We start from the raw sequence: 20,011 nt of genomic DNA, 5'->3' as shown, positions 1-20,011 counted from the left end.
CGATGACTCCGCTGTCCTTCGCACAGGCCCGCCTCTGGTTCCTCAACCAGGTCGAGGGCCCCAGCCCCACCTACAACGTCCCCCTGACCGTCCGCCTCACCGGCCCGCTCGACCGGGCGGCCCTGCGGGCCGCGGTCACCGACCTGGCCGAGCGGCACGAGGCCCTGCGCACGGTCTTCACCGAGCGGGACGGCATCCCGTACCAGCAGGTGCTGGAGCGGCCCGAGATCCCCTGGTCCGTCTCCCGCCCCGCCGAGGGCGAGCTGGTCGGGGCCGTCCGCGCCGCCGCCGCGCACGGCTTCGACCTCGCCACCGAGCTCCCGCTCCGCGCCGACCTGTTCGAGGCACCCGCCGAGCAGGGCCGCGAGCGGCACACCCTCCTGCTGACCCTGCACCACATCGCCGCCGACGGCTGGTCGCTGGCCCCGCTGCTGCGGGACCTGGCCACCGCCTACCGGGCCCGCTGCGAGGGCGCCGCCCCGCAGTGGGAGCCACTGCCGGTGCAGTACACCGACTACACCCTCTGGCAGCAGGAGCTGCTGGGCGGGGCCGAGGACCCGGAGAGCCTGCTGGCCACCCAACTGGCCCACTGGCGGCGGGCCCTGGCCGACCTCCCGGAGGAGCTGACCCTCCCGGCCGACCGGCCCCGCCCGGCCTCCCCGTCCTTCCACGGCCAGGTGCTGACCACCCGGATCGACGGACAGCTGCGCGACCGGATCCAGGAGTTCGCCCGGAGCAACGACGCCACCCTGTTCATGGTGGTGCAGGCCGCCCTGGCCGCCCTGCTCTCCCGGCTCACCGGTGCCACCGACGTCCCGCTGGGCACCCCGGTGGCCGGCCGGACCGACAGTGCGCTGGAGGACCTGGTCGGGTTCTTCGTCAACACCCTGGTGCTGCGCACCGACCTCTCCCGCGACCCCGGCTTCCGCGAGCTGGTCGCCCGGGTCCGGGACGCCGACCTGGACGCCTACGCCCACCAGGACCTGCCCTTCGAGCGCCTGGTGGAGGAGCTCAACCCGGCCCGCTCGCTCGCCCGCCACCCGCTCTTCCAGGTCATGCTGGTGCTGCAGAACAGCCCGGACGCCCGGCCCGACTTCGCCGGCCTGGCCGCCGAGGCCGAGGTCATCGACCTGGACGTGGCCAAGTTCGACCTGATCGTGGAGCTGGCCGAGGACGCCGAGGGCATCGGCGTGCTGCTCAAGTACGCCACCGACCTGCTGGACCGCGCCACCGTCGAGACCTTCGGCGAGCGGCTGCTGCGGTTGGTCGAGGCCGCCCTGACCGGCCCCGAACTCCCGGTCGGGCAGCTGGACCTGCTCTCCGCCGAGGAGCGCGGCATTCTCGCCGGGCGGTGGAGCGGCGGCCCGTCCACCGTCGACCCCGAGCACACCGTGCACGGAGTCTTCGCCGAACAGGCCGCCGCCCGCCCCACCGCCACCGCCCTGGTCTTCGGCGAACACACCGTCAGCTACCGGGAGTTGGACGAGCTCTCCAACCGCCTGGCGCACCACCTGCGGGCGAGCGGTGTGCGGCCCGGCGAGGTCCTGGGCATCCACCTGGAGCGCTCCCCCGAGCTGGTGACCGCCGTCCTGGCCGTGCTGAAGGCCGGCGCCGCCTACACCGTGCTGGACCCGGAGTTCCCGGTGGAGCGGCTCAACACCCTGGCCGCGAGCACCGACCGGATCCTCACCCGGGCCGCGCTGGCCGACCGGATCGACGCCCCGCAGCTGCTGGTCGAGGGCACCCCGGAGCACCCCGCCACGGAGCACCCCGCCACCGCCCTGCCCGAGCTGGCCCGCCCCCTGGACGCCGCCTGCCTGATGTTCACCTCCGGCTCCACCGGCGCCCCCAAGGGCGTGCTCTCCCCGCACCGGGCGGTCGTCGGCACCCTGCTCGGCCAGGACTTCGCCTCCCTCGACCCCGCGCAGACCTGGCTCCAGTGCTCCCCCGTCTCCTGGGACGCCTTCGCCCTGGAGCTGTTCGGCCCGCTGCTCTCCGGCGGCACCTGCGTCCTCCAGCCCGGCCAGCGGCCCGAACCCGCCCTGATCTCCGAGCTGGTGGCCCGCCACCGGGTCACCACCCTGCACGCCTCCGCGAGCCTGCTGAACTTCCTGCTGGACGAGTACCCGGACACCTTCACCCACCTCCGCCAGGTGATGACCGGCGGCGAGGCCGCCTCCGTCCCGCACGTGATGCGACTGGTCCGGGACCACCCCGGGCTGACCCTGGTCAACGGCTACTCCCCCGCCGAGTCGATGATCTTCACCGTCGCCCACCACATCACCGCGGCGGACGCCGGGCGCCCCTCGATCCCGGTCGGCCGCGCGCTCAACGGCAAGCAGCTCTGGGTCCTGGACGACCACCTGGCGCTGCTGCCCCCCGGCACGCCCGGCGAGCTCTACATGTCCGGCCTCGGCCTGGCCCACGGCTACACCGGCCAGCCCGGCCTGACCGCCGAACGCTTCGTCGCCAACCCCCACTGCGCGCCCGGCGAGCGGATGTACCGCACCGGCGACCTGGTCCGCTGGCTGCCCGACGGCGCCCTGGAGTTCCTCGGCCGGGCCGACGACCAGGTCAAGATCCGCGGCTTCCGGGTCGAGCCCGGCGAGGTCCGGGCCGCGCTGGCCGGCTTCCCGGGCGTCGTCCAGACGGCCGTCACCGTCCGCGAGGACCGGCCCGGCCAGAAGCGCCTGGTGGCCTACCTGACGGCCGACCGGCCGGTGGACACCACCGAGCTGCGCGCCCACGTGGCCAGGCTGCTGCCCGAGCACCTGGTGCCCGCCGCCTTCGTCCGGCTGGACGCGCTGCCGCTCACCCCCACCGGCAAGCTCGACCGCCGCGCCCTGCCCGTCCCCGACCTCACGCCCCGTCAGGAGTCCCGCCCGCCGCGCACCCGGCAGGAGGCCGTGCTCTGCGACCTCTACGCCGAGCTGCTCGGCCAGGACCGGGCCGGGATCGACGACGACTTCTTCGAACTGGGCGGCCACTCCCTGCTGGCCGCCAAGCTGATCGCCCGCATCCGCTCCGCCGCAGGCGTCGAGCTGACCGTCCGAGACCTGTTCGAGGCGCCCACCGTGCTGCGCCTCGCCGAGCGAATCCGTGGCGCCCGAGGGGCGCGGAAGGGGTCCTACGTCATGGAAGAGCGTCCCGAGGAGATCCCGCTGTCGTACGCGCAGCGCCGCCTCTGGTTCCTCAACAAGCTGGAGGGGCCGAACAGCACGTACAACGTGGCGCACACCATCCGGCTGCGCGGCGTGCTGGACGTGGACGCCCTGCACACCGCCGTCTCCGACGTGGTCGGCCGGCACGAGGCGCTGCGCACCGTCTTCCTGGAGGTGGACGGCGAGCCCTACCAGCGGGTGGTCGCCCCGGGCGTGGCCCGGCCGATGGTGACGGTGCTGGACACCGACGCCGAGGAGCTGCCGCTGGAGCTGGACTTCGCCTCCCGGCACGCCTTCGACCTGATGGTCGAACTCCCCATCCGGGCGCACATCTTCGCGGTCGGCCCCGAGGAGCACGTGCTGCTGCTGGTGATGCACCACATCGCCAGCGACGGCTGGTCGCTCGGCCCGGTGATGCGCGACCTGGCCACCGCCTACGCCGCCCGCTGCGACGGCGCCGCCCCGCAGTGGGAGCCGCTGCCGGTGCAGTACGTGGACTACACCCTCTGGCAGCAGGACCTGCTCGGCTCGGCCGACGACCCGGAGAGCCTGCTCTCCCAGCAACTCGCCTACTGGCGCGAGGCGCTGGCCGACCTGCCGGAGGAGATCGCACTGCCGGCCGACCGCTCGCGCCCGGCGCTGCCCTCCAACCAGGGCCAGGTGACCACCGCGCACCTGGACCAGGACCTGCACCGCCGCCTGCTGGCCTTCGCCCGGGAGAACAACGCCACCCTCTTCATGGTGATGCAGGCCGCCCTGGCCGGGCTGCTGACCAGGCTGGGCGCCGGCACCGACATCCCGCTGGGCACGCCCACCGCCGGGCGCACCGACGACGCGCTGGAGGACCTGGTCGGGTTCTTCGTCAACACCCTGGTGCTGCGCACCGACCTCTCCGGGGACCCGACCTTCCGTCAGCTGGTGGCCCGGGTCAAGGAGACCGACCTCGACGCCTACGCCCACCAGGACGTCCCCTTCGAGCGCCTGGTGGAGGAGCTCAACCCCGTCCGCACCCTCTCCCGGCACCCGCTGTTCCAGGTGATGCTGGTGGTGCAGAACAACGCCGAGGCCAAGCTCCGGCTGCCCGGCCTGGACGCCGAGATGGCGCCCGTGACCACCGACACCGCCAAGTTCGACCTCACCCTGGGCTTCACCGAGACCTTCGGCACGGACCGCGAGCCGGCCGGGATCCGGGCGATGGCCGAGTACGCCACCGACCTGTTCGACCGGGCCTCGGTCGAGGTCATCCTGGACCGCCTGGTCCGGCTGCTGGAGGGTCAGCTCTCCGAGCCCGACGTGCCGGTGGGCCGGCTGGAGATCCTCTCCGGCGAGGAGCGCCGCGCCCTGCTGGTGGACTGGAACGACACCACCACCGAGTACCCGGCCGAGGCCTGCGTGCACCAGCTGTTCGAGCAGCAGGCCGCCCGCCGGCCGCTGGACACCGCGCTGGTCTTCGGCGAGGAGACCGTCGGCTACCGGGAGTTGGACGAGCGGGCGAACCGGCTGGCCCGTCACCTGGTGGCGAGCGGCCTGCGCCGGGGCGACGTGGTCGGCGTCTACCTGGAGCGCTCCACCGAGCTGGTCACCGCCGTGCTGGCGGTGCTCAAGGCCGGCGGCACCTACACCATGCTCGACCCGGACTTCCCGGCCGACCGGATCGCCGCCGTGCTTGGCCACACCGAGGCCGCCCTGCTGCTCACCGTCTCGGAGCTGGGGGGCAGGCTGACCGACGGCCCGCGGGAGCTCCACCTCGACCGGGACGCCGGGTCGATCGCCCGCCACCCGGCCACCGCGCCCGGCGTCCCGGCCGGCCCGGGCGACGCGGCCTGCGTGATGTTCACCTCCGGCTCCACCGGCGTGCCCAAGGGCGTGGTCTCCCCGCACCGGGCGATCGTCGGCACCCTGGTCGGCCAGGGCTTCGTGGACTTCGACCGGGCCCAGGTCTGGCTGCAGTGCGCCCCGGTCTCCTGGGACGCCTTCGCGCTGGAGCTGTTCGGCCCGCTGCTCTCCGGCGGCACCTGCGTCCTCCAGCCCGGCCAGCGGCCCGAACCCGCCGTCATCGCCGAGCTGGTGACGCGCCACCGGGTCACCACCCTGCACGTCTCGGCCAGCCTGCTGAACTTCCTGCTGGACGAGTACCCGGCCACCTTCACCCACCTCCAGCAGGTGATGACCGGCGGCGAGGCCGCCTCCATCCCGCACGTGATGAAGCTGGTGCACGGCTTCCCGCAGATCAAGCTGGTGAACGGCTACTCCCCCGCCGAGTCGATGATCTTCACCGTCTCGCACGAGATCACCGCCGCCGACGGCTCCCGCCCCTCCATCCCGGTCGGCCGCCCGCTCGGCAACAAGCGGCTCTACGTGCTGGACGACGGCCTCGGCCTGGTCGCCCCCGGCGTCACCGGCGAGCTCTACATGTCCGGCGTCGGCCTGGCCCACGGCTACGCCGGCCAGGCCGGGCTGACCGCCGAGCGCTTCGTGGCCTGCCCGTTCGGCGAGCCGGGGGCCCGGATGTACCGCACCGGCGACCTGGTGCGCTGGCGCGGCGACGGCGTGCTGGAGTTCCTCGGCCGCGCCGACGACCAGGTCAAGATCCGCGGCTTCCGGGTCGAACCCGGCGAGGTCCGGGCCACCCTGGCCGCCTTCCCCGGGGTCGGCCAGGCCGCCGTGGTGGTCCGCGAGGACCGCCCGGGCGACAAGCGCCTGGTGGCCTACGTGGTGACCGACGGCTCGCCCGACGCCGCCGCGGTGGACGCCGCCGCGCTGCGCACCCACGTGGCCGCGCTGCTGCCCGAGTACATGGTGCCCTCGGCCGTGGTCTTCCTGGAGGCCCTGCCGATCACCCCGACCGGCAAGCTGGACCGCCGGGCCCTGCCCGCCCCGGACCACAACCGCGGCGAGCTGGGCCGCGAGCCGCGCAACGCCCAGGAGGAGCTGCTCTGCGGCCTGTTCGCGGAGATCCTCGGCCTGGAGTCGGTCGGCATCGACGACGACTTCTTCGACCTCGGCGGCCACTCGCTGCTGGTCACCCGCCTGGTCAGCCGGCTGCGCTCGGTGCTCGGCGTGGAGATCGGCATCCGCGACCTCTTCCAGGCCCCCACCGTGGCCCGGCTCGGCAAGCGGGTGGACCGCGCCCAGCACGCCCGCCCGGCGCTGCGCGCGGTGGCCCGGCCGGAGCGCCTGCCGCTCTCCTTCGCCCAGCAACGACTGTGGTTCCTCGGCCAGTTGGAGGAGCAGGGCTCGGCCTACAACGTGCCGGTGACGGTCCGGCTGCGCGGCGCCCTGGACACCCGCGCGCTGCGCGCCGCGGTGGACGACGTGGTGGCCCGGCACGAGGTGCTGCGCACCGTCTTCGAGGAGTTCGCCGGCCGCCCGTACCAGCGGGTGCTGGCCCCCGACCAGGCCGAGATCCCCTGGGACGAGGCACCGGTGACGGAGCAGGGGCTGGCCGGGGCGGTCGCCCGGGCCGCCAACCGCGGCTTCGACCTGGCCACCCAGGTGCCGCTGCGGGTGCACCTGTTCGACCTCGGCCCGCAGGAGCACGTGCTGCTGCTGGTGATGCACCACATCGCCAGCGACGGCTGGTCGATGGGCCCGCTGATCCGCGACCTGGGCGCCGCCTACGCGGCCCGCTCCACCGCGGGCGAGGCCCCCGACTGGGCCCCGCTGCCGGTGCAGTACGCCGACTACACCCTCTGGCAGCAGGCGCTGCTCGGCGCGGACGACGACCCCTCCAGCCTGGTCTCCCGTCAACTCGCCTACTGGCGCGGCGCGCTGGCCGAGCTGCCGGAGGAGCTGAACGTCCCGACCGACCGGCCCCGCCCGGCCACCCCGAGCAACCTGGGCGACGCGGTCTGGGTGAGCACCGACGCCGAGCTGCACGGGCGGCTGCTGAGCTTCGCCCGGGAGCACCAGGCCACCCTCTTCATGGTGCTCCAGGCCGGGCTGGCCGCGCTGCTCTCCCGACTCGGCGGCGGCACCGACATCCCGCTCGGCACCCCGGTGGCCGGCCGGGTGGACGAGGCGGCGGACGACCTGGTCGGCTTCTTCGTCAACACCCTGCTGCTGCGCACCGACCTCTCCGGCGACCCGAGCTTCCGTCAGCTGGTCGAGCGGGTCCGGGAGTCGGACCTGGACGCCTACGCCCACCAGGACGTCCCCTTCGAGCGCCTGGTGGAGGAGCTCAACCCCGTCCGCACCCTCTCCCGGCACCCGCTCTTCCAGATCATGCTGGTGGTGCAGAACAACAGCTCGGCCGAGCTGAGCATCCCGGGCCTGGAGGCCTCGATCGTCCCGGCCGGGGTGGACACGGTGAAGTTCGACCTCACCGTGGCCGTCACCGAGCGCCGCGAGGCCGGTGCCCCGGCCGGGCTGAAGATCAACATCGACTACGCCTCCGACCTCTACGACCGCGCCACCGTCGAGGAGTTGGCGGCCCGCCTGGTCCGCCTGCTGGAGGGCGCGCTGGCCGCGCCGGAGCTGCCGGTCGGCCGGGTGGACGTGCTCTCCCCGGCGGAGCGCCTGCTGCTGACCGAGGAGCTCAGCGGGCAGCCGTCCACGGTGGACCCGGAGCGCACCGTGCACGGCGTCTTCGCCGGGCAGGCCGCCGCCCGCCCGGAGGCCACCGCCCTGGTCTTCGGCGGAACCACCGTCAGCTACCGGGAGTTGGAGGAGCGCTCCAACCGCCTCGCCCACCACCTGATCGCCGGCGGCCTGAAGCGCGGCGAGGTCGCCGGCCTGCACCTGGAGCGCACCCCCGAGCTGGTGGTGGCGGTGCTGGCCGTCCTCAAGGCCGGCGGCACCTACACCGTGCTGGACCCGGAGTTCCCGGTCGAGCGGCTCAACGCCCTGGCCAGGACGGCCGATTGGGTGGTGACCGACACAGCCCACGCGGGCCGGATCGACGCCCCGCAGCTTCTGGTGGAGGGCGCCGCCGGGCACCCCGCGACCGCCCCGCCCGAGCTGGCCGGCCCGCTGGACGCCGCCTGCGTGATGTTCACCTCGGGCTCCACCGGCACGCCCAAGGGCGTGGTCTCCCCGCACCGGGCGATCGTCGGCACCCTGCTCGGCCAGGACTTCGCGGAGCTGAGCCCCGATCAGGTCTGGCTCCAGTGCTCGCCGGTCTCCTGGGACGCCTTCGCCCTGGAGCTGTTCTCCCCGCTGCTCTCCGGCGGCACCTGCGTGCTCCAGCCGGGCCAGCGCCCGGAGCCCACGGTGATCGCCGCGCTGGCCGCCGAGCACGCGGTGACCACCCTGCACGTCTCGGCCAGCCTGCTGAACTTCCTGCTGGACGAGTACCCGGCCACCTTCGCGAAGCTGCGCCAGGTGATGACCGGCGGCGAGGCCGCCTCCATCCCGCACGTGATGCGCCTTGTCGAGGACTTCCCGCAGATCCGGCTGGTGAACGGCTACTCGCCCGCCGAGTCGATGATCTTCACCGTCGCCCACCACATCACCCCGGCGGACGCCGGGCGCCCCTCGATCCCGGTCGGCCGCGCGCTCAACGGCAAGCAGCTCTGGGTGCTGGACCGGCACCTCGACCTGGTCGCCCCCGGTGTGGTCGGCGAGCTGCACATGGCCGGCCTCGGCCTGGCGAACGGCTACACCGGCCAGCCCGGCCTGACCGCCGAACGCTTCGTCGCCAACCCCTACGGCCCTCCCGGCAGCCGGATGTACCGCACCGGCGACCTGGTCCGCTGGCTCCCGGACGGCTCGCTGGAGTTCCTCGGCCGGGCCGACGACCAGGTCAAGATCCGCGGCTTCCGGGTCGAGCCCGGCGAGGTGCGCGCCGCCGTCGCCTCCTACGGCGAGATCGGCCAGACGGCGGTGGTGGTCCGGGAGGACCGCCCGGGCGACAGGCGCCTGGTGGCCTACCTGACCGCCGACCGCCCGGTGGACACCGCCGCCCTGCGGGCCCACGTGGCGGAGCGGCTGCCGGAGTACATGGTGCCCTCCGCCTTCGTCCAGCTGGACGCGCTGCCGATGACGCCCACCGGCAAGCTCGACCGGCGCGCCCTCCCGGCCCCCGACCTGACGCAGCGTCCGGCCGGCCGGGGCCCGCGGGACGAGAAGGAGGAGAAGCTCTGCGGCCTGTTCGCCGAGATCCTCTGCCTGGAGACGGTCGGCATCGACGACAACTTCTTCGAGCTCGGCGGCCACTCCCTGCTGGTCACCCGCCTGATCAGCCGGGTCCGCTCGGTGCTCGGCGCCGAACTCACCATCAAGGCCGTCTTCGAGGCGCCGACGGTGGCCGACCTCACCGGCCGCCTGACCACCGCCGTCCGCGCCCGTCCGGCCCTGCGGGCCCGGTCCAAGGAGGTCACCTCGTGATCCCGCTCTCCTACGCCCAGGCCAGACTCTGGTTCTACGAGCAGATCACCGGCACCAGCTCCGCCTACAACCTGCCCCACGCGCTGCGCCTGCGCGGCGAGTTGGACACCGAGGCGCTGCAGCTGGCCCTGGCCGACGTGCTCACCCGGCACGAGGCGCTGCGCACCACCTACGGCGAGCAGGACGGTCGCCCGTACCAGCGGGTGCTGGACGCCGAACTCGCCCGCCCGGTCTGGACGGAGGGCACCACCACCGAGCATGAGCTGGCCGCCGAACTGGACCGGGCCTGCAACCTCTCCTTCGACCTCACCGCCGACCTGCCGATCCGCCCCTTCCTCTACCGGCTCGCCGAGCGGGAGCACGTGCTGCTGCTGGTGATGCACCACATCGCCACCGACGGCTGGTCGCTCGGCCCGCTGGTCCGCGACCTGGCCGCCGCCTACACCGCCCGGCGGGGCGGGGCGGCCCCGGCCTGGGAGCCGCTGCCGGTCCAGTACGCCGACTACACGCTCTGGCAGCAGGAGCTGCTCGGCGAGGAGGACGACCCCGAGAGCCTGATCTCGGCCCAACTCGCCCACTGGCGCGAGACCCTGGCCGGCCTGCCGGACGAGGTGGCGCTCCCGCTGGACCGGCCCCGCCCGGCCGTCCCGGCCCACAAGGGCACCGCGGTCTCCGCCGTCGGCTCCCCGGAGCTGCACGCCCGGCTGACCGCCTTCGCCCGGGAGCGCGGCGCCACCGTCTTCATGGTGGTGCAGGCCGCCCTGGTCACCCTGATGACCCGGCTCGGCGCCGGGACGGACGTCCCGATCGGCACCGCCACCGCCGGGCGCGGCGACGAGGCCCTGGACGAGCTGGTCGGCTTCTTCGTCAACACCCTGGTGCTGCGCACCGACGCCTCCGGGGACCCGGGCTTCGCCGAGCTGGTGGACCGGGTCAAGGAGGCGGACCTGACCGCCTTCGCCCACCAGGACGTGCCCTTCGAGCGCCTGGTGGAGGAGCTCAACCCGGCCCGCTCGCTCTCCCGTCATCCGCTGTTCCAGCTGATGCTGCTGGCCCAGCAGGCCGGCGAAGGGGCCGGCGGCGGGCCGGAGTTCGGCGGGCTGGAGACGGCCGCGCTGCCGGTCGGCACCGACGCGGTGAAGTTCGACCTCACGCTGGCCGTGGGCGAGTCCGCCCAGGGGCTGAAGCTGAACGCCGACTTCGCCACCGAGGTGCTGGACGCCACCACCGTCCGCCGGCTGCTGGCCCAGCTGCTGCGCCTGCTGGACGCCGGGCTGGCCGACCCGGCGCTGCCGGTCAGCCGGCTGCCGCTGCTCACCGAGGAGGAGGAGCGGGCCGCCCTGGCCCCGGCCCTGGTCACCGCCCCGGCCACCGTGCCGGTGCACGAGCTGATCGCCGAGCGGGCCCGCACCGCCCCGCTGGCGGTCGCGGTCGAGGCGGGCGAGGCCCGCCTGAGCTACGCCGAACTCGACGCCCGGGCCAACCAGTTGGCCCACCACCTGATCCCGCTGGGCGCGGCGCCCGGCCGGCTGGTCGGGATCTGCCTGGAGCGCTCCGTCGAACGGATCGTCACCCTGCTGGCGATCCTCAAGACCGGTGCCGCCTACGTCACCCTGGACGCCTCCTACCCGGCCGAGCGGCTGGCCTGGATCGCCGAGGACGCCGCCCTGCCGCTGGTGGTCACCTCACCCGGGCTGCTGGAGCGCCTCCCGGAGAGCGCGGCCGTGCCGGTGCTCTACGGCGAGCAGTCCGGAGCCCCCAGCACCGACCCGGGGGTGACGGTCCATCCGCGCGAGGCCGCGTACGTGATCTACACCTCCGGCTCCACCGGCCGCCCCAAGGGCGTGGTGGTCGAGCACGCCGGGCTGAGCGACCTGTGCGCCTGGATGCTGCGCGAGTTCGGCCACTCCCCCTCCGACCGGGCCAGCCAGGTCTCCACGCCCGGCTTCGACTCCTCGGTGATCGAGCTCTGGCCCGTGCTGGTGGCCGGCGGCACCGCCTGCCTGCCGGACGAGAAGCTGCTGGAGGACGCCGAGGCACTGACCGGCTGGATCGCCGAGCAGCGGATCACCGTCTGTTTCATGCCCACCCCCCGGCTGGAGGCCTCCCTCGACGACCTGACGGCCGAGCCGGGCGCGCTGCGCCTGCTCTACCTCGGCGGCGACACCCTGCGCCGCTGGCCCGCCCCCGGCGTGCCGTTCCGGATGTCCAACCAGTACGGGCCCACCGAGTACACGGTGGCGGCCACCGCCGCCGAGCTGGGCCCGGAGCCCTCCCCCGGCGCGCTGCCCCCGATCGGCACCGCCGTCGACAACACCCGCACCTACGTCCTGGACGCGCATCTGCGGCCCGTCCCGGTCGGCGCCACCGGCGAGCTCTACCTCGCCGGAGCCGGCATCACCCGCGGCTACCTCAACCGCCCCGGCCTCACCGCCGAACGCTTCGTCGCGGACCCGCACGGCGACGAGGGCGGCCGGATGTACCGCACCGGCGACCTGGTCCGCCGCCGCCCCGACGGACAGCTGGCCTTCGCCGGCCGCGCCGACCAGCAGGTCAAGATCCGCGGCCTGCGGATCGAACTCGGCGAGATCGAAGCCCTGCTGACGAAGTACCCGGCCGTCACCCAGAGCGTGCTGGACGTCCAGCACGACCGGCTGGTCGCCTACCTGACCGCCACCGAGGCGCTGGACCCGGCCGAGCTGCGCCGGCACGCCGCCGAGTGGCTCCCGGACTACATGGTGCCCGCCGCCTTCGTGCAGCTGGACGCCCTGCCGCTCACCCCCAACGGCAAGCTGGACCGGCGCGCCCTGCCCGCCGTCGAACTGCCGGGCCGGGAGGGCGGACGGGCGCCGCGCAACGCCCGCGAGGAGCTGCTCTGCGGCATCTACGCCGAGCTGCTCGGCGAGGAGGCCGTCACCATCGACGACTCCTTCTTCGACCTCGGCGGCCACTCCCTGCTGGTCACCCGCCTGATCAGCCGGGTCCGCACCGCGCTCGGTGCCGAACTCACCGTCAAGGCGGTGTTCGAGGCCCCGACCGTGGCCGAGCTGGTCCACCACCTCTCCACCACCGACACCTCCCGCCCCGTCCTGCGCCGCTCCGCCGACCAGGGCCCGAGCGCCCCGCTCTCCCCCGCCCAGGCCCGGCTCTGGTTCCACCAGCAGGCCCAGGGCACCGCAAGCACCGCGTACAACTTCCCGTACGCGATCCGGCTGGCCGGGGAGCTGGACCGGGCCGCGCTGGAGCAGGCCCTGGACGACGTGATCGCCCGGCACGAGGTGCTCCGCACCGGGTACCAGGAGGTCGGCGGCGAGCCGCGGCAGGTCGTCCGGGAGGCCGAACTCGCCCGCCCCGTCTGGACCTTCGCGGAGCTCGACCAGGACGGCCTGCGGGCCGAACTCGCCCGGGCCGGCGACCTGCCGTTCGACCTGGCCGCCGACCTTCCGCTGCGGCCGTACCTCTACCGGCTCGGCGAGCAGGAGCACGTGCTGCTGCTGGTGCTGCACCACATCGCCACCGACGGCTGGTCGCTCGGCCCGTTCAGCCGGGACCTGGCCACGGCCTACCGGGCCCGCCGGGACGGCGCGGCACCCGGTTGGAAGCCGCTGCCGGTGCAGTACACCGACTACACCCGCTGGCAGCAGGCGCTGCTGGGCGCCGACGAGGACCCGGAGAGCCTGCTCAGCCGTCAACTCGCCCACTGGCGCGAGACCCTGGCCGGCCTGCCGGACGAGGTCACCCTGCCGCTGGACCGGCCCCGCCCGGCGGCGCCCACCCAGCAGGGCGCGGCGGTCAGCCTGACCAGCACCCCCGAGCTCCAGGCCCGGCTGCTCGCCTTCACCCGGGAGCGGCACGTCACCCTCTACATGGCCGCGCAGGCCGTGCTGGCCGCGCTGCTCTCCCGGCTCGGCGCCGGCACCGACGTCCCGATCGGCACCGCCACCGCCGGGCGCACCGACGACGCGCTGGACGACCTGATCGGCTTCTTCGTCAACACCCTGGTGCTGCGCACCGACGTCTCCGGCGAGCCGGGCTTCGCCGAGCTGGTGGACCGGGTCCGGGAGACCGACCTGGCCGCCTTCGCCCACCAGGACGTGCCCTTCGAGCGCCTGGTGGAGGAGCTCAACCCGGCCCGCAGCCTGGCCCGCCACCCGCTGTTCCAGGTCATGCTGCTCGCCCAGCCCCCGGTCTCCGCCACCGGCGGCGGAGAGGGCTTCGCCGACCTGACGGCCCGTCCGGTCCCGGTCGGCACCAGCACCGTCAAGTTCGACCTCACCCTGGCCGTCACCGAGACCCCGGAGGGGCTGCGGCTCAACGCCGACTACGCCACCGAACTGCTGGACGCCGGGACGGTGGAGCGCCTGCTGGAACGCTTCCTGCGCCTGCTGGAGGCCGCCCTCGACGCCCCGGAGGTGCCGGTCGGCCGGCTCGACCTGCTCGGCGAGGAGGAGCTCCGGACCGTGCTGCACGGCTGGAACGACACCGCCGTGCGCTTCCGCACCGACCGCCGGGTGCCCGAGGTGATCGCCGAGCACGCCCGGCTGACGCCGGACGCACCGGCCCTGGAGTGCGGCGACCGCATCCTCTCCTACCGCGAACTCGACACCTCCGCGAATGAGTTGGCCCACCACCTGATCGCCCGGGGAGTGCGCCGGGGCGACCTGGTCGGGGTCTGCCTGGGTCGCGGCACCGAGCAGGTGGTCACCCTGCTGGCCGTGCTGAAGGCCGGCGCGGCCTACGTCCCGCTCGACGCCTCCTACCCCGCCGACCGCCTCGCCTACATCGCCGAGGACGCCGGGCTCCGCCTGGTGGTCACCGAACCCGCCCTGGCCGGGCGCCTCTCAGGGCCCGAACTCCTGCTCCACGGCGAGCAGTCGGGCTCCCCCACCACCGACCCGGGCGTGACCGTGCACCCGCGCGACGCCGCCTACGTGATCTACACCTCCGGCTCCACCGGACGCCCCAAGGGCGTGGTCTGCGAGCACGCCGGGCTGACCAACCTCACCGAGTGGATGGTCCACGAGTACGGACTCACCAGCGCCGACCGGGCCAGCCAGATCGCCACCCCCGGCTTCGACTCCTCGGTGATGGAGCTCTGGTCGATCCTGGTGGCCGGCGGCACCGCCTGCCTGCCCACCCCGCGACTCCTGGACGACGCCGAGGCCCTCACCCGCTGGGTGGCCGAAGCCGGCATCACCGCCTGCTACATGCCCACGCCCCGGATGGAGGCCGCCCTCGACGACCTGACCGCCCGCCCCGGCGCCCTGCGGCTGATCTACCTGGGCGGCGACACCCTGCGCCGTTGGCCCGAGCCGGGCGTCCCGTTCCGGATGTCCAACCAGTACGGCCCCACCGAGTTCTCCGTCACCACCACCTCGGCCGACCTCGGCCCCGAGCCCTCCCCCGGCGCCCTTCCCCCGATCGGCCGCCCGGCCGCCAACAACCGGGCCTACGTGCTGGACGCGTACCTGCGCCCCGTCCCGGTCGGCGCCACCGGCGAGCTCTACCTCGCCGGAGCCGGCATCACCCGCGGCTACCTGGGCCGCCCCGGCCTCACCGCCGAACGCTTCCCGGCCTGCCCGTACGGCCCGGCGGGCGAACGCATGTACCGCACCGGCGACTTGGTGCGGTGGCGGCCGGACGGGCAGCTGGCCTTCCTCGGCCGGGCCGACCAGCAGGTCAAGATCCGCGGCCTGCGGATCGAACTCGGCGAGATCGAGGCCCTGCTGACCAGGCACCCCGACGTGGCGCAGACCGCCCTGCTGGTCCGTGAGGACCGGCCCGGCGACAGGCGCCTGGTCGCCTACCTGACCGGCCACCGCCCGCTGGAGGCGGGCGAATTGGCCGCCTACGCCGCCGAGTGGCTCCCCGCCTACATGGTGCCGGCCGCCTTCGTGCAGCTCGACGCCCTCCCGCTCACCCCCAACGGCAAGCTCGACCGCCGCGCCCTGCCCGCCCCCGAACTCCCCGAGCGCGGCGAGGGGCGCGCGCCCCGGACCACCACCGAGCGGCTGCTCTGCGAGGTCTACGCGGAGCTGCTCGGTGCGGACGGGGTCTCCATCGACGACTCCTTCTTCGACCTCGGCGGCCACTCCCTGCTGGTCACCCGCCTGATCAGCCGGGTCCGCACCGCACTCGGCGCCGAACTCACCGTCCGGGCCGTCTTCGAGGCCCCCACCGTGGCCGAACTGGTCGGCCGCCTCGGCACCGACGGCGAGCTCCGCCCCGCGCTGACGCCCGCCGAGCGCGGGGCCACCGCCCCGCTCTCCCCCGCCCAGGCCCGGCTCTGGTTCCACGAGCAGGTGCAGGGGCCGAGCGCGGCCTACAACCTCCCGTACGCCCTGCGCCTGAGCGGGGAGCTGGACACCACGGCGCTGCGCCGCGCCCTCACCGACCTGACCGACCGTCACGAGATCCTGCGCACCACCTACCTGGAGGGCGCGGACGGACCGCTCCAGCGGGTGCTGCCCGCCGGCACCGCCCCCGAGTGGACCGAGACCGAGCTCACCGAGGAGGAGCTCGACGCCGCGCTGGCCGCCTCCTGCGGCCACGTCTTCGACCTCACGGCCGAACTCCCGCTGCGCGCAGTGCTGTTCCGGACCGGTCCGGCCGAGCACGTGCTGCTGCTGGTCACCCACCACATCGCGACCGACGGCTGGTCGCTCGGCCCGCTGCTGCGCGACCTGGCCACCGGCTACGCCGCCCGGACCGGCGGCCCGGCCCCCGCCCGGGAACCGCTGCCCGTCCAGTACGCCGACTACACCCTCTGGCAGCAGGCACTCCTCGGCTCCGACCAGGACCCGCAGAGCCTGCTCTCCGCCCAACTCGCCCACTGGCGCGAGACCCTGACCGGCCTGCCGGACGAGGTCACCGTCCCGCTGGACCGACCGCGACCGGCCCGGCCGACCTTCCGGGGCGCGGCCGCCACCGCCACCGGCAGCCCGGAGCTCCAGGCGAGGCTGCTCGGCTTCGCCCGCGCCCAGCACGCCACCCCCTACATGGTGGTGCAGGCCGCCCTGGCAGCGCTGCTGGCCCGGCTCGGGGTGGGCGCCGACGTCCCGATCGGCACCGCCACCGCCGGGCGCACCGACGAGGCGCTGGACGACCTGGTCGGCTTCTTCGTCAACACCCTGGTGCTGCGCACCGACGCCTCCGGCGACCCGAGCTTCCGTCAACTGCTGCACCGGGCCCGGGAGACGGCGCTGGCCGCCTACGCCAACCAGGACGTCCCCTTCGAGCGCCTGGTGGAGGAGGCCAACCCGGCCCGCTCGCTCTCCCGGCACCCGCTGTTCCAGATCATGCTGCTCACCCAGCCGCCCGGCGCCGGGCACGCCGCCTCCTACCCGGGCCTGACCACCACCCCGGTGGCGATCGGCACCGGCTCCGCCAAGTTCGACCTCACCCTGGCGGTGGCCGAGACCGAGGACGGGCTGCGGCTGACCGCCGACTACGCCACCGACCTGTTGGACCACTCCTCGGTGGAGCGCCTGCTGGCCCAGCTGCTCCGCCTGCTGGACGCGGCGCTCGCCGACCCGGACCGGCCGATCGGCGCGCTGCCCCTGCTCACCGAGGAGGAGCAGGCCGCCGCCCTGGCCCCCGGCGTCACCACCGGCCCGGCCACCGTACCCGTGCACGAGCTGATCGCCGAGCACGCCAGGCGCAGCCCGGACGCGCTCGCCCTGGACCACCCGGACGGCCTGCTCAGCTACCGGCAACTCGACGCCTCTGCCAACGAGTTGGCGCACCGACTGATCGCCCGCGGGGTCCGCCGGGGCGACCTGGTCGGGGTCTGCCTGGGACGCGGCCCGGAGCTGGTGGTCACCCTGCTGGCCGTGCTCAAGGCCGGCGCGGCCTACGTCCCACTGGACGCCTCCTACCCCGCCGACCGCCTCGCCTTCCTGGCCGAGGACGCCGGGCTGCGCCTGGTGGTCACCGAACCCGCCCTGGCCGGACGCCTCCCGGGGGCCGAACTCGTGCTCCACGGTGAGCAGTCCGGCTCCCCGGCCACCGACCCGGGGGTGACCGTCGGCCCGCAGGACGCCGCGTACGTGATCTACACCTCCGGCTCCACCGGACGCCCCAAGGGCGTGGTGGTCGAGCACGCCGGGCTGAGCGACCTGTGCGCCTGGATGCGCCGCGCCTACGGCGTGGCCGCCACCGACCGGGCCAGCCAGATCGCCACCCCCGGCTTCGACGCCTCGGTGATGGAGCTCTGGCCGGTGCTCACCGCCGGCGGCACCGCCTGCCTCCCCGACCCGACCCTGCTGGAGGACGCCGAGGCGCTCACCCGCTGGGTGGCCGAGGCCGGGATCACCGCCTGCTTCATGCCCACCCCCCGACTGGAGGCCTCCCTCGACGACCTGACCGCCCGCCCCGGCGCCCTGCGCCTGCTCTACCTCGGCGGCGACACCCTGCGCCGCTGGCCCGCCCCCGGCGTGCCGTTCCGCATGGTCAACATGTACGGCCCGACCGAGTTCACCGTGGCGGCCACCGCCGCCGACCTCGGCCCCGAGCCCTCCCCCGGCGCGCTGCCCCCGATCGGCACCGCCGTCGACAACACCCGCACCTACGTCCTCGACGCCCACCTGCGGCCCGTCCCCGTCGGCGCCACCGGCGAGCTCTACCTCGCCGGAGCCGGCATCACCCGCGGCTACCTCAACCGCCCCGGCCTCACCGCCGAACGCTTCCCCGCCGACCCGTACGGCCCGCCCGGCGGCCGGATGTACCGCACCGGCGACCTGGTCCGCCGCCGCCCCGACGGACAGCTGGCCTTCGCCGGCCGCGCCGACCAGCAGGTCAAGATCCGCGGCCTGCGGATCGAACTCGGCGAGATCGAGGCCCAGTTGACCCGCCACCCGGCGGTCGTCCAGGCCGCCCTGGACGTCCGCGACGGACGGCTGGTCGCCTACCTCACCACCACCGGCCCGCTGGAGGAGGCCGAGCTGCGCCGCCACGCGGCCGGGCAGCTGCCCGAGTACATGGTGCCCAGTGCCTTCGTCCGCCTCGACGCCCTCCCGCTCACCCCCAACGGCAAGCTCGACCGCCGCGCCCTGCCCGCCCCCGACCTCCCCGAGCGCGCCGAAGGACGCGCCCCCCGTACCCCCCGTGAGGAGCTGCTGCTCACGCTCTTCGCCGAGGCCCTGGCCCAGCCCGACCTCACCGTCGACGACGACTTCTTCGCCCTCGGCGGCCACTCCCTGCTGGCCACCCGCCTGGTCAGCCGGATCCGCACCGCGCTCGGCGTCCGGCTCGGCCTGCGCTCGCTCTTCGAGGCGCCGACCGTGGCCGAGCTGGCCGAACTCCTGGACTCCGGCGCCGAGTCGGACTCGCTGGCCGTCCTGCTGCCGCTGCGGCCGCGCGGCTCCCGGACCCCGCTGTTCTGCGTCCACCCGGCCGCCGGGATCAGCTGGGTGTTCTCCGGCCTGCTCCGCACCCTCGACCCCGAGCAGCCGGTGTACGGCCTGCAGTCCCGGGCCTTCGCCGAACCCTCGGGCGCACCGGCCTCGATCGAGGAGATGGCCAAGGACTACCTGGAGCAGCTGCGCCGGGTCCAGCCCGAGGGCCCCTACCAGCTGCTCGGCTGGTCCTACGGCGGGGCCGTCGCCCACGAGATGGCCTGTCAGCTGCGCTCCGCCGGCGAGGAGGTGGCGCTGCTGGCGATGCTGGACGGCTACCCGCCGATCCCGGACCAGCTGCGCGAGTGGTCTCCCGAGGACGGCACCACGCTGGCCGCCCTGCTCGGCACCCTCGGCTACCCCTTGGACGGGTACCGGAACGGCCGCCCGACGCCGGAGGAGTACCGGGCCGCCGTCCGGCACCCCGACGGCCCGCTGGCCGGACTGGACCGCGAGCTGACCACCGCCCTGCCCCGGGTCTTCGCCGCCAACCTCAACCTGCTGTCCGGCCACCGGCCCGGCCGCTTCGACGGGGACGTGCTGTTCTACCTGGCCGCCGAGGGTCGCACCGCCGACTCGGCCGACCCGTCGCTCTGGCTGCCGCACGTCGGCGGCCGGCTCACCGTCCACGCGGTCGACACCGCCCACGCCCTGATGACCCGTCCGGAGCCGCTCGCCGCGATCCGGCCCACCCTGACCGCCGCCCTGCTCCGGAACGAGGAATGATGACCACCTCCCCCGACCTCGAACTCACCACCGTCGACGCCGACTTCGCCGTCTCCGTGGTCCGCCGCTTCTACCACCTGGTCGACACCGGCGACGCCCCCGGCCTGGCCGCGCTGTTCGCCCCCGACGCCGAGTACCGGCGCCCCGGCTACGGCCTGATGACCGGCCCCGAGGGCCTGCTCGGCTTCTACGGCCGCGACCGCACCATCGCCTCCGGCAACCACACCCTGACCACGGTGCTCGCGGACGGCGCGACGGTCGGCGTGTTCGGCGAGTTCCACGGCGTGCTGCACTCCGGCGCCCCGGTGGACCTGCGCTTCGCCGACTCCTTCACCGTCCGCCCCGACGGCCTCTTCGCCACCCGTGACACCTACTTCTTCGCCCCGCTCGTCTGACCGGCCC

At 74.6% G+C, this 20,011-nt stretch carries 3 protein-coding genes; all 3 read left to right on the top strand.

What is annotated here, in order from left to right; translation table 11 throughout:
• The first annotated feature begins 2 nt into the window (after positions 1–2).
• The 3 genes from ACWCYY_RS01790 to ACWCYY_RS01780 are packed head-to-tail and all read left to right on the top strand — an operon-like array spanning position 3 to position 20,004.
• Positions 3–9,488, top strand: coding sequence for an amino acid adenylation domain-containing protein (locus ACWCYY_RS01790; protein ID WP_449794782.1), 9,486 nt, complete (start codon positions 3–5; stop codon positions 9,486–9,488).
• Positions 9,485–19,609 carry an amino acid adenylation domain-containing protein gene (locus ACWCYY_RS01785; RefSeq protein ID WP_449794781.1) on the top strand — a complete coding sequence of 3,375 codons (10,125 nt, stop codon included), beginning with the start codon at positions 9,485–9,487 and terminating at the stop codon, positions 19,607–19,609. The genes ACWCYY_RS01790 and ACWCYY_RS01785 overlap by 4 nt, the downstream gene beginning before the upstream one ends.
• Positions 19,606–20,004 (top strand): nuclear transport factor 2 family protein, encoded by a 399-nt coding sequence (locus tag ACWCYY_RS01780; protein ID WP_345281246.1) that lies wholly within the window; start codon positions 19,606–19,608, stop codon positions 20,002–20,004. Before ACWCYY_RS01785 ends, ACWCYY_RS01780 begins: the two co-directional genes overlap by 4 nt.
• Positions 20,005–20,011 lie beyond the last annotated feature (7 nt).

This window comes from Kitasatospora sp. NPDC001664 (genome assembly GCF_053596675.1).
The sequence above is the reverse complement of the archived record's forward strand: the minus strand, read 5'-3'. Positions and strand labels throughout refer to the sequence as shown.

What these genes read in the sequence shown, in the direction of transcription:
- ACWCYY_RS01790 (WP_449794782.1), top strand. Translation starts at nt 3, where the DNA reads ATGACTCCGCTGTCCTTCGCACAGGCCCGCCTCTGGTTCCTCAACCAG.
- ACWCYY_RS01780 (WP_345281246.1), top strand. Translation starts at nt 19,606, where the DNA reads ATGATGACCACCTCCCCCGACCTCGAACTCACCACCGTCGACGCCGAC.